The sequence below is a fragment of the Asanoa hainanensis genome, assembly GCF_900188485.1.
GTDB classification, from domain to species: Bacteria; Actinomycetota; Actinomycetes; order Mycobacteriales; family Micromonosporaceae; genus Asanoa; species Asanoa hainanensis.
Map to the genome: position 1 here is coordinate 244,701 of NZ_FZPH01000004.1, position 13,884 is coordinate 258,584.

Here is a 13,884-nt window from a genome sequence, read left to right on the forward strand (position 1 = left end):
TTCACAGATGATGCTCTCATTGACCTCGACTTCAACCGGGAGGAACAACCATGCGCAAGACGACCTTTTTCGCCCTCGTCGTTGGTGGACTGCTGGCCCTTGGCTGCGGGGCGGGCTCGAGCACCGCGTCGGGCGGCGCTGCGGAAGCCGACGCGGGCGGCGAAGAGGAGGCGGCAAAGACCGCGAAGGTGGGCGAGGCCGCCCGCGACGGGAAGTTCGAGTTCACGGTCAAGGCACCGAAGTGCGGTGTGGCGTCGGTCGGCGACAAATACCTGAACGAGCAGGCCCAGGGCCAGTTCTGCCTGGTGACCATCACGGTGAAGAACATCGGCGACAAGCCGCAGACCTTCAGCGACAGCAGCCAGAAGGCCTTCGGCGCGGACGACGTCGAATACTCGGCGGACTCAGGCGCCGCCATCTACGCGAACAAGAACACGGAAACCCTGTTCAACGAGATCAACCCGGGCAACAAGGTCACCGGCGTAGTCGTCTTCGACATCCCGAAGAAGGCAAAGCTCACGAAGCTCGAACTGCACGACTCCCCCTTCTCGGGCGGCGTCACGGTGCAGCTGGGCTGAGGTTTCTGGCGGCAGCGATCCAGGCGACGTGACCGTCCCGCAAGCCAAGAGCCCCGCCTACCTCCCACGGCGGGGCTCTTGCTCATCGCGGACGAAGTGCGGCCAGCAAGCTGTCGAGTTGACCCCAGGCCCGCGCGCTGGCGATGTGGTCGATGTAGTCACGCGACTCGATGATGAGCCCGTCGCGGATGCGCATCACGAAGACGCACGGCACGGTGAACGCCTCGCCTGTCTCTTCGACGCGCCCCTGATAGGCGAACTCGGCGACGATCACCTCCGGGTCGGCGGTTTCATGAATCCTGATGTCGACCGGCTTGCGGTTCAGCGTCCGAGGGACCGTAGGCGGAGCGGTGAAGTGCTCGTGCAGCTCACCGCGGCTGCGCAGCGGCGGCGGGCCGAGCGGGTGGAACGGATGCGTGACATGGGTTTCTTCGGCATACAGGTCGGCCAGGTCCTCGTACGGACCGTCGCAAACGCCGTTCACCAGTCGAAGGAAAGTTTCGCGTGGGGTGCTCATGCCGGTCTCCATCGGCGGCACCATAGCGAAGAGCGTCTCCTCAACGCCCGGAGGCCCGTTCTGGCCCTCGGCGCTAGCGTCCTCGCATGAGCTTCGACATGTTCGTCCAGCGGTTCGAGCAGGGCGATGCGGCGCCGATGGCGCGTAACGCGTTCATGGCTGTCCGCGAACCGCACGTCGACCGTCCGGAGCCTCAACTTGGGCGATCCAAAAGACCTGACCTGGTCATCGGTCAGGGCGAGGAGCCGGCAAGCGCTGCCCGGGCGCTCCATGCTCGTCAGTCTGAGCGGGGATGGACAAAGACCCATCTCCAGAATTCCCCGCGGTCAGTTCGTAGATCGGGCCCTTCGACTGGTGGTGGCTCGGTTCCGCCATGAGCCACCGCTTCACACCAGAGATGCCACCATTGTCTATGAAGGAGACGACTCCCCAACTGGCCCCCGCCAGCCCAAAGCCCATGTACGCCACCGCGAGGAGGAGCGCGCCTTCGCGCGACCAGAGAGCTCCCATCGCGACAAGCGACACACCGTTGACGACGAATGTCAGACTCGCGAGCGACCGTCGGCCGATCAGCCCGAAGATGGCGAGGCCGACAAGCGACAGGCCGCTGGTAAGAACAGGCAGACCGAGCGCGAGGTCACTGCGGGTGACAAGCATCACGCCGGTTCCGGCGAGTACCGCGCCGGCCCCGATCTGTCCGACAGCGTGGGCCCGGCCGGAATCGATCATGACCGAAACACCGAGGGTGGCGCTCGCCAAGCCAAGGCCGAGAAGGGGGACACCGAAGTCAGAGTCGCCACGGCCGGCCAGGAGTGCGACTCCCGCGATGCCGAACGTTATCCCGGCACACAGAGCTGACACCCCCTGCAGCGGCGCCGGGCCGACCAACGTGGTGATTCCAGCGCTGACACCCGACAAGCCAAAGCCGAGACAGAGGACCCCGGCGAGCACGTCGCCCTCGCTGAACGCGGAGATCCCGAGGCTGACAAGTGCCGCGCCGAAGCCGATGAGCGCCGCCGCAAGGGCGATCGCGAGTCTCGCCTCGACGTCGGTGGCGACAAGAAGCGTGGCTCCGGCAAACGCGACGGCAATGAAGATCGCGTACGGCGTCAGGCCCGGTGGCCCGGAGGCGGCGGTGATCAAGGCGGCAAGACCGGACACGTGCAGGAAGCCGACACCATATCGGGCGATCCGGGCACGAGGTGGAATTCGGCGAAGGCTCGTTGCCGCAGTCAGCAGCGCGGCCAAGCCGACCGACACGGCAAGGGCACGAATCGCGGTTGCCGTGTCATTCCCCAGAAGCTCGATCGCAAGGCCGGAGGCGCTGCCAAGCAAGAAGCTGGTCAGCGCCACAGGCCAGCTACGGCGATGCCGCCCGCTGCTGTCCTCTTCGGTCACACGGACATGGTCACAGACCGCATCAAACCACTAACAGCAGGCGATCGTCCGTTTATTGCTGGATGGGTGGTAGGAATCCCATCGAGCGGCTGGCCGGACGAACGACCTGGACCCGGCGAATGGGGTCCGACCATCCGCTACTTCGCCGTGAAGGAGGAGGTTGGTGAGCTGATGACCGTGAACGCTTCGGCGAGGCGGCCCGGGGCGATGGTTACGCCGCGGTATTGGGCCAGGCCGTATGCCATTGCCCAGTAGTCGATCTCGCCTAGTTGGGACTTGTGGCATTCGAGAGCCTGGCGCAGCAGAGTTGCCACCTCGGTGATGTCTTCCAGGTAGGACACGTGCCTCAGCGGGGTCCAGACCTCGTACGCCAACACTGTCGGCACGGCCCAGGGGTCGCCTTTCGTGCCCTGGAACCATGGGCCCGCGGCTTGCGCCAGCGCCTTGACTACCAGGCGGTGCGTTTCCTGGTGGTCCGGGTGGCCGTCGTCCTCGTGCGGTAGATAGACGTATTCCGGCCGGTGTTCGCGTACCAGATTGATCATTCGTTCGGCTAGTTCCGGCGTGTCTTTGAGATAGCCGTCGTCGTGGCGCAGGAAGGTCAGGTTTTTTACACCGAGAAGGTCCGCCGCGCGCGTCGCCTCTTCCTCGCGAATCTGCGCGAGCGACGCCTTGTCGATCACCCGGCTGCCGGCGTTGCCGCTGGTCATATAAACCACGTGCACGGCGCGACCGTTGGCCAGGTGCTTCGCTATGCTGCCGCCGCAGCCGATCAGGTCGTCGTCCGGGTGCGGTGCGAAGATCAGGACGCTCATGGTCGCTCCTCGGCCGGCTAGGGTGTCTTTCACTCTAAAGATCGAGATCCATGGCCTCTAGAGCCTTGCCGGAAGCCACGGGAACCCCGCAAGACCACGCTTAGTCTGGCAAATCATACCCAAGGGTGAAACGCACCGCAGTCAGTCGCACACGCAGCGCTTCCACAGTGTCTGGTCAGACTCTACGATCGCCGCATGTCCAAGAAGAACCGTGCGATTGAGATCTCCTTCGTGGTTATCGCGATCGTCGCGGTGTGGAATCTTCAGCTCAACAATCTGGCGATCGACATCGCCGCCGCGCTGGGGTTTCGGGAAGACTCATTCGGGCAGGAAGTCGTCGTCGGGATCTTCGTTCCGGCGGTGGTCGGTGGCATCGCGGTTGTCGCGCAGTGGTTTTATCGCAACTTCGGCTGGCGGATCACCGCCAAATCGAACAACTGCCGGGGTTCCTGGGTCTATGTGCTGCTCGCGCAGGCGGGTGACGAGGAGTTCCCGATCGCCGGGTGGTTCAAGCTCTCGCAGGACGCCGCCGAGATGAAGATCGACGACGCCCGCGCCTATTACATCGAGCCGGACGATCTGCTTTTCCGTGGCGACTGGACCAGCGACACGGTCTGGTTGCGCGGCAAGGAACTCGGAATAGTTTTCGCTATGCGCGCCGAAGGCGTCGGCAAGGAGCCCATTCCGTCGCAGTACTCGGGCTTCATCCAACTGAGGCCGCGGATCGCGGACCGCCGCGCGACTCCGATCTGGACCGGCCATTTCCACGACCTGGGCGACCGGACGGGCGTACACGGGCCGATCGCGGCCAAGCGCCTGCGCAAAGCACCGCGGGGCGACCTCGAAGGCGTCCTGGAGGAGCACGTCGACGAGCTCCGCACGGTCGCGCTGCGGATCATGGGTCGGGCCGGGACCCGCCAGGCACCCGCCGCAGTCCCACCCGGGCCTCGGCCGCCGGAGGTGGCCGAGTCGTGAAACTGCTCCTGGTCGGCGTCGGCGTCACCACACCTCTCGTGCTGGGGTCGCTGGTCGCCCGCTGGGAGTCGTTGAGCCTCGAGCACATCTGCCTGTACGACGTGAGCCCGGACCGCACCCGGTCGCTGGCGGCCCTGATCGCCTTCGTCCAGGACGCGCACCCGTACGCCCGGATCACGATGACCTCCGAACTCCGCGTGGCGGAGGCGGCGGCCCCGGACTGCTGCGTCGTCTCGATCCGCCCCGGGCTGGAGCAGGGTCGGGTGGCCGACGAGCTGCGGGCGAAGGCACTCGGCTACCTGGCGAACGAGACGGTCGGCGCCGCCGGCCTGGCGTTCGCCTGCCGCGCCCTGCCCGCCGCCGAGGCGCTGGTCCAACGCATAGAGGCAGCAAACCCGGATTGCGTGTTCGTCAACTTCACCAACCCGGCCGGCATCGTCACCGCCGGTCTCGCGCGGAGGCCGGGTCGCACCGTGTACGGCGTCTGCAGCTCGGCCGAGAAAAGCGCCCGGGCACTGGGGATGCCCGGCCGGGTGTTGGCCTACGGGCTCAACCATCTCTCGTGGGTCTATGCGATAGAGCGGGACGGTGTCGACGAACTGCCGTTGGTGCTCGCCGACGATGCCCTGCTGGAAATCGCCCAGCCCTGGTTTCCGCCGAGCGTGCCGCGCGGCTACCGCGCCCTCGCCAACGAATATCTCTACTACTACGACCTGCACGCCCGCGCGATGGCGGCACAACGAGCGGCCACGTCAACCAGGGCCGAGGTGGTAGAGCGACTCAATGCCTCCTGCCGCGCGGAGTTGAAAGCCGCCGGCGCCGACTCGAAGCTGGCCTATTCGGCGTACACGGCCTATCTCGCGCGCAGGAAACGGTCCTATATGGCCGGGGCCTTCGAGTCGGGTGGCGATCAGGTGCTCAACGACGACGACGGCTATTCCGGGCCGGCGATCAGGGTCATCGAGGGGGCCGTCCTGGGCCGGGAACGGTTCGTCACCGCGATCACGGCCAACGACGTCGCACCGCACCTGCCCGCCGGCATCGGCATCGAATGCACGGTGGCCTTCCAGGACCGGCGGGTTCGCAAGATCGTGCCGACGTCGCTGGCGCCGCGGGCGACGTCCCTGATCAAACAGATCGCGGCGTACGAAGCCATGGTCCTGGAGGCGTTGACCACCGCGCACGTCGACGGTCTGGTCGCGGCCCTGGAGCTGCACCCGCTCACGCCCGACACAGACACCAACGCCTCGTTCGTCGCCCGCACCGTGGCCGCCTGGCCCGAGGTCTTCGCGTCCTGGAGTCGTGGTTGAGATGCTCGTGCTGCTGTGCGGGTCCAGCGGCGTCGGCCGCTCGGAATGCCTCAAACGACTGGTCGCCGACCACGGTTGGGTGACGGTGCCGTGGCTTACCACCCGCGCGCCGAGGGATGGAGAGCGCGACCGGATCTCGGTCAGCCAGGGCGAGTTCGAGGACGCCGACCGGGCCGGCAGCATCTTCTACCGCTTCGAGTTCCACGGGCACCACTACGCGATCCTGCGGCGACACGTACGGGCGGCCGTCGAGTCGCCGCTGCCGCACGGCACGGACGTGCTGCCGTCGTCGCTGGCCGCGTTCGACGCGGTGGCGCGGGTGGCGATCGGGATCACCGCGGACGCGTTCGACCTCGGAGCGCGGCTCGACGCGGCCGGTCGTGGGCAACGCCGGCTCACCGCCGAGCTCGAGTCGCGGCTGCTCTTCGAACCAGCGGTGGCGGACCGGGTCGACCGGGTCCTGGTGAGCCACGAGGGCAAGCTCGCCGAGCTCGCGGGCGAGCTGGCCGCGCTGCCGTTGCCGTCCCTGGTGCGCCGGCCTAGAGCTTGACCCGGAAATGCCCGCCGTACGGGTCGAAGCCGACCCGCGCGTAGAAGGCGTGGCCGTCGCGGCGTTTGTTGTTGGAGGCCACGAACAGGCGCGCGCATCGCCGGCTCCGCGCGTCCTCGGCCACGGCGTCGACGAGCCGGCTCGCCAGGCCGCCGCGCCGGTCGTGCGGGCTGACGTACAACTCGTCGATCTCGCAGATGGGGTGCGGTTCCCGAGCGACCCGGCGGTACGAGGCCGTGACGAAACCAACGAGCTCGTCATCGCTGACAGCGACGAACACGACGTGGTCCGCCGAGGCGAGGACGGCGTCGAGCGAGTGGCCGCGCTCGTCCGTGCCGGCGTCGAGGAAGGCGGACAGCAACCGGGCGAGGTCGGGTCCGTCGCCGGCGTCAGCCCGCCGGACTCGTCTCGCGTCCACGGTTGCGCTCCTCGAGGTGGTCGAAGGTCGCCAGCACCATCTGCCCCGAAGCGGCGAACGCCGACACCGTCGGGTCGAGCAGCGTCGTCAACTCCGGACCCCGTGGCTCGGCGTAGGTGCTGACCCGCAGGAGCTCGTCGTCGACGACGGCCGGGTGCACCATGAACTCGGCCGACCGGCCGGCCGGGACGGCGTGCGCCAGCGCGACGAACTTGTCCGCCGACGAGCCCTTCATCAGCTCACCGACGAACAGGTCGGGCATGCGTACGGTCGCCTGCTCGAACATCATCGGCACGGCCGGGTGCGCCTCGGGCGGAGCCGGCGGGCGGCGGACCGGAAGCCCGAGTCGCGTCGCGAGGTTGAGCATCGCCCGGGCCGTGGTGGGGTGCAGGTACGAGGTGTGGTGGTGGCTGTCGAGGTGGTCGGGCGCGACGCCGCACGCGATGAGCCGGTCGATCTGCCTCGACCATTCGAGCTCGACCTCGTCGATCGCGTAGTCGTCGCACGCGTCGAAGAAGCCCTGCCGGCTGTGGAACAGGCCGTCGCTGTCCACTAAAGACGGAACGTCGTGCGGCGCGGAGATCGGGCGGCCGGCGGTGAGCACGAGATGCACCCCGAACGGCAGCGTGGGGGTCTTTTCCTTGGCCTCCCGAAGGTCGTCCTCGACGCCCGGCATGTTCATCATCGCGGTGGCGGAGGACAGCACACCTTCGGCGAACGCGCGACGAATTCCCTCGGAAACGCCGCGGGTATAGCCGTAGTCATCGGCGTTGACGATGATGCGCTTTGCCGAGGGCTCCCTCATGGATGCAGGGTGGCAGGTCGACTGGGGGCGGGCAAGCAAAACGGACCAAAGTCGACCCGATCTTGTACGCATTCATCCGTGCGCCTGGTCTCAGCGTGCGATGGCGGTGGTGAGGGCGGCCAGCAGCTCGCTGCCGGCGCCTGTGCCGGGATGGCGCCAGGCGACGTGGCCGTCCGGGCGGACGAGGACGGCGCCCGTCGGGCCGGTGCCGTATGCGGTGGGCCACGACGGATCGGCGATGACGTGGCTGGACAACGGGATGCCGAGGCGGGGCCCGGCCGCTGCCGCTGCCGTGCGCCAGCCGTCGCCCGGTGGTGCGGTCAGCAGTGTGTGCTCACGGCCGAACAGGTCGAGTGTGGAGCGCCCGTCGCCGAGCGGCAGGTGCGGGGCTCGGCAGCCCGGCGCGGCTGTCGGCTCGTAGTCGGCGCCGGGTGGGTCCGCCTCGGGCGTGCCGTCCGAGGTGACCACGGCGGACCGGTACTGGTAGCCCATGTCGATCTGGGCCAGGCTCCGACCGGCGAAGGGCGCACCGGTGCCGGCGAAGATCCGCCTCCAGGCCGCGCCGGTCTCGCCGGCGTTGCGGGCGCCGACCGGTTCCCGTTCGGTGCGATAGCTGTCGAGCAATGCCGGGCCGGCGTGCCCGTGCGCGACAGCGGCCAGCTTCCAGGCCACATTGTGCGCGTCGTGGATCGCGGCGCTCAGCCCGGTCGCACCGGCCGGTGGAAAGCGGTGCGCGGCGTCGCCGACGAGAAACACCGGGCCGTCGGCATAACGGGACGCCGTCTGGGCCGCGGCCGTCCAGGGATTGCCGGCCAGCACCTCGACCGGAACGCCGAGCAGGGCCGCCACGTCCGGGGGACCACCGGAGTCCGGGACGCTGATCATCCAGCGGTGGTCGGGGTGGGTCCAGACCAGCGCGGCGCCGCTCTCGGTCAGGAAGTAGATGCCGCGGGGCCGTGGACCGGTCCGGGCGGTGAGATCGGCACGGAACGCGACCAGCCATTGCCGGCCCAGATCGGCCGGCCCTTGCATGGTGATGCCCAGCCGCTCCCGGACGCCGCTGCGTGCGCCGTCGGCGGCGATCAGCCAGCGCGCGTGCACGGCCTCCCGGTGGCCGGACGCGACGTCGCGAAGGGTGGCGCGTACGCCGTCCGGGGCGGTCGTGAAGCTCTCCAGCGCGACGCCGCGCCGGATCGGCGCCGTCAGGTGTCCGGCCAGCACTGATTCGAAGACGTCCTGCGCCACCGACAGGCCCTCGCACGGGCTCGTCGCCGCTCGGGTCCGTTGCCCGGGGACGTCCTCACGCAACGGCGGGCCGGACAGTCGGGCGCGCCACTCCGCTCCCGGGAGAATCGGCAGTTCGACCGCGCGCAGAGCCGCTTCCAGGCCCACGCCCCGGAGGATCTCCATCGCCCGTGCGTGCACACCGCGGGCCCGAGGCAGCGGCGAGCTCGTGGCCCGGCGCTCGACCAGCAGGGAGTCGACGCCCAGTGCGGAGAGCAGCAGCGACGACGTCAACCCGGCCGGACCGGCGCCGACGATCAGGACGGGAACCTCAATCGTCATAGCACGACTCCGCTCGTCATAGTCTGACTATGAACTACAGAGTGATACCTTCCCGAGGTGGATGTCAAGCGGTCGGGGCACCGCCAGCGGCAGGCGGAAGCGACCAAGCGACAGGTGGCCACCGCGGCGCGGGACCTGTTCGCCACCAACGGGTACGTCGCCACGACCATCGCGGCGATCGCCGAGGCTGCCGATATCCCGGCGCAGACGATCTACTCGGCGTTCGGCGGCAAGGCGAAGATCCTCCGGGTGATCGCCTGGGGTGCCGTGGCCGCGCTCGACGTCGACCGGGCGCACGAGGAGGCGCTGGCGGCGCCCGATCCGGCGGACGGGCTGCGGATGGCCGCAACCGTCCAACGACGACAGTTCGCCGAGATGTACGACGTGATCGCGGTCTACCAGGAAGCGGCGCGGACCGACCCGGACATCGCGGCCGATCTGCACACCATCGCCGGCAACCGGGAACGCGCGTTTCGCCGTCACGTGGCCGCGATCGAGGCGGATCTGGTGCCGGGGCTGGGTGTCGACGACGGGCTGGCCATCTATCTGGCGCTGGTGCTGCCCGAGATCTATCGCACGTTCGTGGTGGAACGCGGGTGGACGGCGGATCGCTACGGGGAGTGGTTGGGCGCAGCCCTGGTGCGGCAGTTGCTCGGCCGCTGATGGGGGTAGTGCGGCTCCTTGGAGCCGGTCGAGCACCGTCGTGCGTATTCCCGGAATCGTCAAAAAGAAGGCGCCGCGCGGAGTCGGCAGATCCGCGCGGCGCTTTTCTCGGTTGTCAGTTACCGGCCGGCGAGCAGCCGGTTGACCGCCGCGTCGACGTCGAGGTGGTCGGTTTCGCGACCGCGCGGGACGACGACGTAGGTCCGTCGCAGGAACCGCACCAGGACGCTGCGCGGCACCTCGAACAGGGCGTTCCCGTCGGGTGACGACAGCGCCAGCGCTACGAAGTCGCCCCGCGGTGTGGCCCACGGCCAGACCCGGACGTCGCCGATGCCGGCGGGCTCGTCGAGGCCCGTGACGAGCAGCTCACGGGCGAACGACCAGCTCACCGCCTCGCCGCCGGCCGAATCCGCGTGGAACAGGACGTGGACCGCGTACGGGTCGGCTGGGTCGTAGCGCAGGCTGGCGCGCACCGGCAAGGCGGTGGCGTCTGGTGCGACGAGCCGCAATGAGGTTTCAACCTCAACGGTCGTCGGTCGGATGACACTCATGTACGTTCTCCCCCCGGCACCGCTGCGGGACGCGCTTGCCCCGCGTTTCCCATACTCAGGTGATAGCTCTACTTACGCTCCGTCAATCGCTGATCTCACCCAGTAGTGGGAAGACGGCGCGTTCTTGCGCAACAGGCCAAGCAAAATGCGTATAATGCCCGACTTGCTGTGGTGCTGCGCACCGTCCGGCGTCGGGTAGCTCAGACGTCGACTTAGTTCGGTAACGTCGAGCGGTCCCGTTGAGTGACGGGCCGAGGCGGAGCCGGAGTGGATTGGGCGATGAAACCATCCTCAATGGAGCAAATGGGCAGCGGCGCGGAGCTTGCGGCGGCGACTGGGGAGGACGAGGAGCGGAGGCACGGGGTGACGCTCGATCGGGGTAGCCCGCCCGAAAATTCGGAACACGAGGCCCGAACGGGGGTTGCCGCCCCTGAACCGCATCACCGAGGCCGAGTCGGCGAGACCTTGGACCTGATCCGGGCAAATCCGACCGGACGGATGATCCTCCGTATAACGGTCGCGATTGCCGGCCTGGCGGTGGTCGCTCTGGGTATTCTGCTCATACCGCTACCCGGCCCGGGCTGGTTCATCGTGATCGGTGGACTGGCGATTTGGGCCATCGAGTTCACGTGGGCCAAAAAGCTCCTCAACTTCACCCGCCGCAACGTCCGAGCCTGGACATCCTGGATAGCCCGCCAACCCTGGCCACTACGCTTAGTAGTCGGCGCCGTCGGCCTGGTCTTCGTGGCCTTCGTCGTCTGGGCGTCGGTCAAGGTCAGCCTCGACATCGACCTGATCAAGGAAACCCGAGACTTCTTCGGCTGGTGACGCCCGGCGGGGCTGGTGTGCACGAGGGTGCCGGGATCAGGTATTGTCGTCCGCGCTGAGGGCGATTAGCTCAGCGGGAGAGCGCTTCGTTCACACCGAAGAGGTCACTGGTTCGATCCCAGTATCGCCCACCACAGTAATCGCAGGTCAGAGGCCAGTGCCCCGATCGAGGGGCGGGCCTCTTTCCCGTCTCCGATGGGACTAGCCTTCGAGAGGCTCGACGGTTGGTCAGTCGCAGGCGATGCCGTCGCCGTCGCGGTCCAGGTCGTAGATGTCGCTGCCGATGACCCGCACCGGTCCTTGTACGTAGGCGGGGCCGTTGCCGCTGCCGCCGGCGCAGTCGACGTCGCTGGCGATGGGTACGCAGCCGCTGTAGTTCGGGTCGCATCGCTTCGCCGCTTTGGTGCCGACGCGGGTGACCTGGGTGACGGGCGCTTTTGTGATCACGGTGCGGACGAGTTTCTTGCCCGTCTCCACACCGTTCGTCAGCGTCACTTCGTAGGTGAGGGTCTTGACTCCGGCGACGCCGTGGGTGGTCACCTTTGTGGTGCCCTTGGCGAGAGTCGAATCGTTGATCCGTCTGGTGGTGTAAGGAATCTTCGCCGTCTCGGTGACGGTGCGCTTCTCGATCGTGGGTGGTGCTTCCGCTGTGGGCGAGGGGTCTCCGGCTGCGGCCACCGATTCGCTGGCCGGTGACGCAGACCCGGTCGCATCGTCAGCCGACGACTGCTCGCCGGCGGCACCGATCGCCCGCGTGGTGGGTGCCGGGTCGGGCGGGCCCGCGATGGCGCCCACGGTGGCGAGTCCGCCACAGCACAGGACCACGGCGGCCCCGCCGATCAGCGCGGCTTTGCCCAACGTGGGAAGGCGCGCCCACCACGACTTCCGCACCGGAGGTGTGAACGGGAATCCCGCCATCGGGTACGGCGGCGCGGGCGGCCCCGGCTGGGGCGTCGGTGCCCCGTACGCCGGCTGATACGGCGGCGGTGGCGGTTGCTGGCCGTTCCACGGATCGTGCTGAGGCTGGTACGTCACGCGCAAGAGTCTCGCCAACCCAGGTCAAGAAATTCAGCGGCCGACTAGCCAACCAAGCTGTCGGTTATGCGACTGAGCCTCAGACGCATCGTGGCCGCATGCGGGCAAGGCTGGGCGGATGAACGATCTTCGCGATAACGGGTGATGGGTCGAGCTGCCGGCGCCATATCGTTGGCGGCGTTGGTCTTGGTCGGGGCGTAGGGCGGCACGTGTGCTTACTGAGTACCAGCGGCAATTGCGAACGAAGTACCTGTCGGCTCCCGTGGTCGAGCCGCCGGCGCCGTGGCGGGCGATGGCCGGGCGGTGGTCCTGCGTCCCGTTTGGCGGGCTGCTGGGCGTGGGGTTCGGAGAGCACCCGGAAACAGGCGAAGACCTGTTGATGGTGGTCTCGGGGGATGGGTTCGGCCTCCTCGAGGTGGCCACGGGCACGAAGATCGCGCGCGACCGTGATCCCGACAGTGAGGTGTCGACGCCGGACGGGCCGGACCTGGCGTGTCCGGGCATCGGCGTGTTGGCGGGCAGTCGGGTGAGGATCGCCGGGTTGTTCGGCGGAGGCCTGCACACGACCACGGAGGATGGCCGGACCATCGACGTGGTCTCGCCGGAGTGGCCTCACCACCGGGTCATCCTGTCGGCCGACGGCGGCCGCAACAGCGGCGAGCCGGGCAATACGTGGTGGCACGTATTCAGCGACGAGGGACACGGCGAGTTCCGCGCGGCGGGGTTCTCGCCCACGGGAAGGACGTTGGCGATCGCCACCGCCAGCGACGTAACGCTGTTCATGAGGTGACAGCCGGTCTCGGGTCAGGCGTCTAGAAAATTTCGAGCTGGCCGGGGTACGGGGTCGGTGGGTCCGGCTCCGGCAGGAGGTCGACGACTTCAGCGGCGAGGCGGTCGATGGTGTCGACCGGCATGAGAAAGGCGATGTGCCACGTCTCGTCGTCGTGGCCGACCAAGGCTGTGACGGTGTCCTCGTTGATCGCCCAGTGCACCGGTATGCCGGCGGCGTCACCGATCCGCAGCGCGCGTCGTGCGGACCAGTCGGCCTCGCGGATGGACCGCAGACGGGCGAGATCGCCGAGGTGCGCCTCGAAGTGGAACACCCACGACGGCGCTTGCAACATCACCATCGCCACGGCGGGATCGTCGCCACTGCGATCAATCGTCACGTTGACCATCGGCGAACAATGACAGACGCAATGCAGTGACCCGCGGCCAGGTGATCGTGAGCCAGTGTCGCCCGCAGAAGGGCGGGGCCATGCGCGGATACTGCTCGCCGGAGGTGGACTTGATGTTGCGGCGGTGGCGGCGTCGGCGGGCGACCGAGGCCGCGGTTTTGTATCTGCTCAGCCGCAGCATCGTCATGATCCGCTACTACGTCGTGCAGCTTGGTGAGAACGAGTCACCCGAAGTGGTGGACGTTTTCGCCGGTGCAGCGCGAATGGGTAGCTACGTGTTGGGACGAGATCGGGTATGACTACCGGTGGCTCGCCGCTCCGGCCCGATCAGGCCACGTCGAAGTTCCAGGCGGCGGGTAGATCCGCGGCGCAGAGGGCGCAGGTGAAGTCGGCGTCTCGGACGATGTTGCGCTCCCCGCAGGCCGGGCAACGCCGGAAGGTCAGCGGTGCGGTGAAGCCGCCGGGGTGCGGCAGGTCGAGGCGGTCGAGGGCTTCAGCTACTGCCGGCCAGCAGTCGGGGTCCGGGCAGTATCCGGTCGACTGGTTGCTGACCGCTTCGACGAAGTAGCCGTCGCTGTTCTCGCCGAAGGTGATTTCTCCGGCGGCCAGGACGTCCTGGCCGGCGGCGCAGGCGACGTGTTCGCTCTGGCGCGGCGCCACCGGAGCGTGCGGTCGAGGTCGACGACGAACGTGGCAG

18 protein-coding genes and 1 tRNA gene are annotated in these 13,884 nt (G+C 68.1%); 8 read left to right on the top strand and 11 right to left on the bottom strand.

Annotated features, from left to right (window positions below):
- Window positions 1-50 precede the first annotated feature (50 nt).
- Window positions 51-578, top strand: coding sequence for a DUF4352 domain-containing protein (locus tag CHC05_RS12175; protein ID WP_089247969.1), 528 nt, complete (start codon window positions 51-53; stop codon window positions 576-578).
- 82 nt (window positions 579-660) lie between these two features.
- Here CHC05_RS12175 and CHC05_RS12180 read toward each other — a convergent pair whose 3' ends face one another.
- The 3 genes from CHC05_RS12180 to CHC05_RS12190 form a co-directional block, all read right to left on the bottom strand.
- Window positions 661-1,107: a nuclear transport factor 2 family protein gene (locus tag CHC05_RS12180; RefSeq protein ID WP_245870794.1), complete on the bottom strand. Its 447-nt coding sequence runs from the start codon at window positions 1,105-1,107 to the stop codon at window positions 661-663.
- Between the two features lie 213 nt (window positions 1,108-1,320).
- Window positions 1,321-2,493 carry a hypothetical protein gene (locus CHC05_RS12185; RefSeq protein WP_144022557.1) on the bottom strand — a complete coding sequence of 391 codons (1,173 nt, stop codon included), beginning with the start codon at window positions 2,491-2,493 and terminating at the stop codon, window positions 1,321-1,323.
- A gap of 137 nt (window positions 2,494-2,630) precedes the next feature.
- Complete coding sequence (locus CHC05_RS12190) at window positions 2,631-3,308, bottom strand: PIG-L deacetylase family protein (protein WP_089247973.1); 678 nt, start codon at window positions 3,306-3,308, stop codon at window positions 2,631-2,633.
- A gap of 195 nt (window positions 3,309-3,503) precedes the next feature.
- Between CHC05_RS12190 and CHC05_RS41425 the strand changes: the two genes are divergently transcribed.
- From CHC05_RS41425 to CHC05_RS12200, 3 genes are read left to right on the top strand one after another with little or no spacing between them, the layout of a single operon-like run.
- The gene (locus CHC05_RS41425) at window positions 3,504-4,283 is read left to right on the top strand and encodes a hypothetical protein (protein WP_179266146.1); all 780 of its coding nucleotides are present in this window, start codon (window positions 3,504-3,506) and stop codon (window positions 4,281-4,283) included.
- Window positions 4,280-5,593 carry a family 4 glycosyl hydrolase gene (locus CHC05_RS12195; RefSeq protein WP_179266147.1) on the top strand — a complete coding sequence of 438 codons (1,314 nt, stop codon included), beginning with the start codon at window positions 4,280-4,282 and terminating at the stop codon, window positions 5,591-5,593. Before CHC05_RS41425 ends, CHC05_RS12195 begins: the two co-directional genes overlap by 4 nt.
- The gene (locus CHC05_RS12200; protein WP_144022558.1) at window positions 5,586-6,143 is read left to right on the top strand and encodes a nucleoside/nucleotide kinase family protein; all 558 of its coding nucleotides are present in this window, start codon (window positions 5,586-5,588) and stop codon (window positions 6,141-6,143) included. Before CHC05_RS12195 ends, CHC05_RS12200 begins: the two co-directional genes overlap by 8 nt.
- Here the strand turns inward: CHC05_RS12200 and CHC05_RS12205 are convergent.
- The 3 genes from CHC05_RS12205 to CHC05_RS12215 form a co-directional block, all read right to left on the bottom strand.
- A complete protein-coding gene (locus CHC05_RS12205) occupies window positions 6,133-6,561 on the bottom strand; it encodes a GNAT family N-acetyltransferase (RefSeq protein WP_089247980.1) in 429 nt (142 codons plus the stop codon). The genes CHC05_RS12200 and CHC05_RS12205 overlap by 11 nt on opposite strands.
- Complete coding sequence (locus tag CHC05_RS12210) at window positions 6,533-7,366, bottom strand: ChbG/HpnK family deacetylase (RefSeq protein ID WP_179266148.1); 834 nt, start codon at window positions 7,364-7,366, stop codon at window positions 6,533-6,535. Before CHC05_RS12210 ends, CHC05_RS12205 begins: the two co-directional genes overlap by 29 nt.
- A gap of 90 nt (window positions 7,367-7,456) precedes the next feature.
- A complete protein-coding gene (locus CHC05_RS12215) occupies window positions 7,457-8,932 on the bottom strand; it encodes an FAD-dependent monooxygenase (protein ID WP_089247984.1) in 1,476 nt (491 codons plus the stop codon).
- Window positions 8,933-8,989: 57 nt separating this feature from the next.
- Here CHC05_RS12215 and CHC05_RS12220 point away from each other — a divergent pair, with 57 nt between their 5' ends.
- On the top strand, window positions 8,990-9,595 hold the full coding sequence (locus CHC05_RS12220) for a TetR family transcriptional regulator (RefSeq protein WP_089247986.1): 606 nt from the start codon (window positions 8,990-8,992) through the stop codon (window positions 9,593-9,595).
- A 119-nt stretch (window positions 9,596-9,714) separates the two neighbouring features.
- Here the strand turns inward: CHC05_RS12220 and CHC05_RS12225 are convergent, their stop codons facing one another.
- A complete protein-coding gene (locus tag CHC05_RS12225) occupies window positions 9,715-10,146 on the bottom strand; it encodes an SsgA family sporulation/cell division regulator (RefSeq protein WP_089247988.1) in 432 nt (143 codons plus the stop codon).
- Window positions 10,147-10,440: 294 nt separating this feature from the next.
- Here CHC05_RS12225 and CHC05_RS12230 point away from each other — a divergent pair, with 294 nt between their 5' ends.
- Both CHC05_RS12230 and CHC05_RS12235 read left to right on the top strand, forming a co-directional pair.
- A complete protein-coding gene (locus tag CHC05_RS12230; protein ID WP_089247990.1) occupies window positions 10,441-10,974 on the top strand; it encodes a TIGR02611 family protein in 534 nt (177 codons plus the stop codon).
- Between the two features lie 59 nt (window positions 10,975-11,033).
- A tRNA-Val gene (locus CHC05_RS12235) sits at window positions 11,034-11,108 on the top strand.
- Window positions 11,109-11,202: 94 nt separating this feature from the next.
- On the opposite strand, the gene CHC05_RS42030 is transcribed toward CHC05_RS12235, so the two are convergent.
- Window positions 11,203-12,009, bottom strand: a complete 807-nt coding sequence (locus CHC05_RS42030; RefSeq protein ID WP_245870795.1) for a G5 domain-containing protein — start codon at window positions 12,007-12,009, stop codon at window positions 11,203-11,205.
- 292 nt (window positions 12,010-12,301) lie between these two features.
- On the opposite strand from CHC05_RS42030, the gene CHC05_RS12245 reads away from it, so the two are divergent.
- Window positions 12,302-12,799 (top strand): hypothetical protein, encoded by a 498-nt coding sequence (locus CHC05_RS12245; protein ID WP_218824524.1) that lies wholly within the window; start codon window positions 12,302-12,304, stop codon window positions 12,797-12,799.
- A 22-nt stretch (window positions 12,800-12,821) separates the two neighbouring features.
- Here the strand turns inward: CHC05_RS12245 and CHC05_RS12250 are convergent, their stop codons facing one another.
- The 3 genes from CHC05_RS12250 to CHC05_RS12260 all read right to left on the bottom strand — a co-directional run bounded on the left by CHC05_RS12250 (window position 12,822) and on the right by CHC05_RS12260 (window position 13,847).
- Window positions 12,822-13,187, bottom strand: a complete 366-nt coding sequence (locus CHC05_RS12250) for a hypothetical protein (protein ID WP_089247994.1) — start codon at window positions 13,185-13,187, stop codon at window positions 12,822-12,824.
- Window positions 13,168-13,374 carry a hypothetical protein gene (locus CHC05_RS40670; RefSeq protein WP_144022560.1) on the bottom strand — a complete coding sequence of 69 codons (207 nt, stop codon included), beginning with the start codon at window positions 13,372-13,374 and terminating at the stop codon, window positions 13,168-13,170. The genes CHC05_RS12250 and CHC05_RS40670 overlap by 20 nt, the downstream gene beginning before the upstream one ends.
- Before the next feature lie 140 nt (window positions 13,375-13,514).
- Window positions 13,515-13,847, bottom strand: a complete 333-nt coding sequence (locus tag CHC05_RS12260) for a hypothetical protein (protein WP_144022561.1) — start codon at window positions 13,845-13,847, stop codon at window positions 13,515-13,517.
- Window positions 13,848-13,884: the final 37 nt, after the last annotated feature.

Bases quoted from the DNA above. Each gene is read 5' to 3' on its own strand.
- CHC05_RS12215 (WP_089247984.1), bottom strand. From the start codon at position 8,932: ATGACGATTGAGGTTCCCGTCCTGATCGTCGGCGCCGGTCCGGCCGGG.
- CHC05_RS12245 (WP_218824524.1), top strand. From the start codon at position 12,302: ATGGCCGGGCGGTGGTCCTGCGTCCCGTTTGGCGGGCTGCTGGGCGTG.
- CHC05_RS12190 (WP_089247973.1), bottom strand. From the start codon at position 3,308: ATGAGCGTCCTGATCTTCGCACCGCACCCGGACGACGACCTGATCGGC.
- CHC05_RS12180 (WP_245870794.1), bottom strand. From the start codon at position 1,107: ATGGAGACCGGCATGAGCACCCCACGCGAAACTTTCCTTCGACTGGTG.
- CHC05_RS12225 (WP_089247988.1), bottom strand. From the start codon at position 10,146: ATGAGTGTCATCCGACCGACGACCGTTGAGGTTGAAACCTCATTGCGG.
- CHC05_RS41425 (WP_179266146.1), top strand. From the start codon at position 3,504: ATGTCCAAGAAGAACCGTGCGATTGAGATCTCCTTCGTGGTTATCGCG.
- CHC05_RS40670 (WP_144022560.1), bottom strand. From the start codon at position 13,374: ATGACGATGCTGCGGCTGAGCAGATACAAAACCGCGGCCTCGGTCGCC.
- CHC05_RS12230 (WP_089247990.1), top strand. From the start codon at position 10,441: ATGGAGCAAATGGGCAGCGGCGCGGAGCTTGCGGCGGCGACTGGGGAG.
- CHC05_RS12210 (WP_179266148.1), bottom strand. From the start codon at position 7,366: ATGAGGGAGCCCTCGGCAAAGCGCATCATCGTCAACGCCGATGACTAC.
- CHC05_RS12250 (WP_089247994.1), bottom strand. From the start codon at position 13,187: ATGGTCAACGTGACGATTGATCGCAGTGGCGACGATCCCGCCGTGGCG.
- CHC05_RS12175 (WP_089247969.1), top strand. From the start codon at position 51: ATGCGCAAGACGACCTTTTTCGCCCTCGTCGTTGGTGGACTGCTGGCC.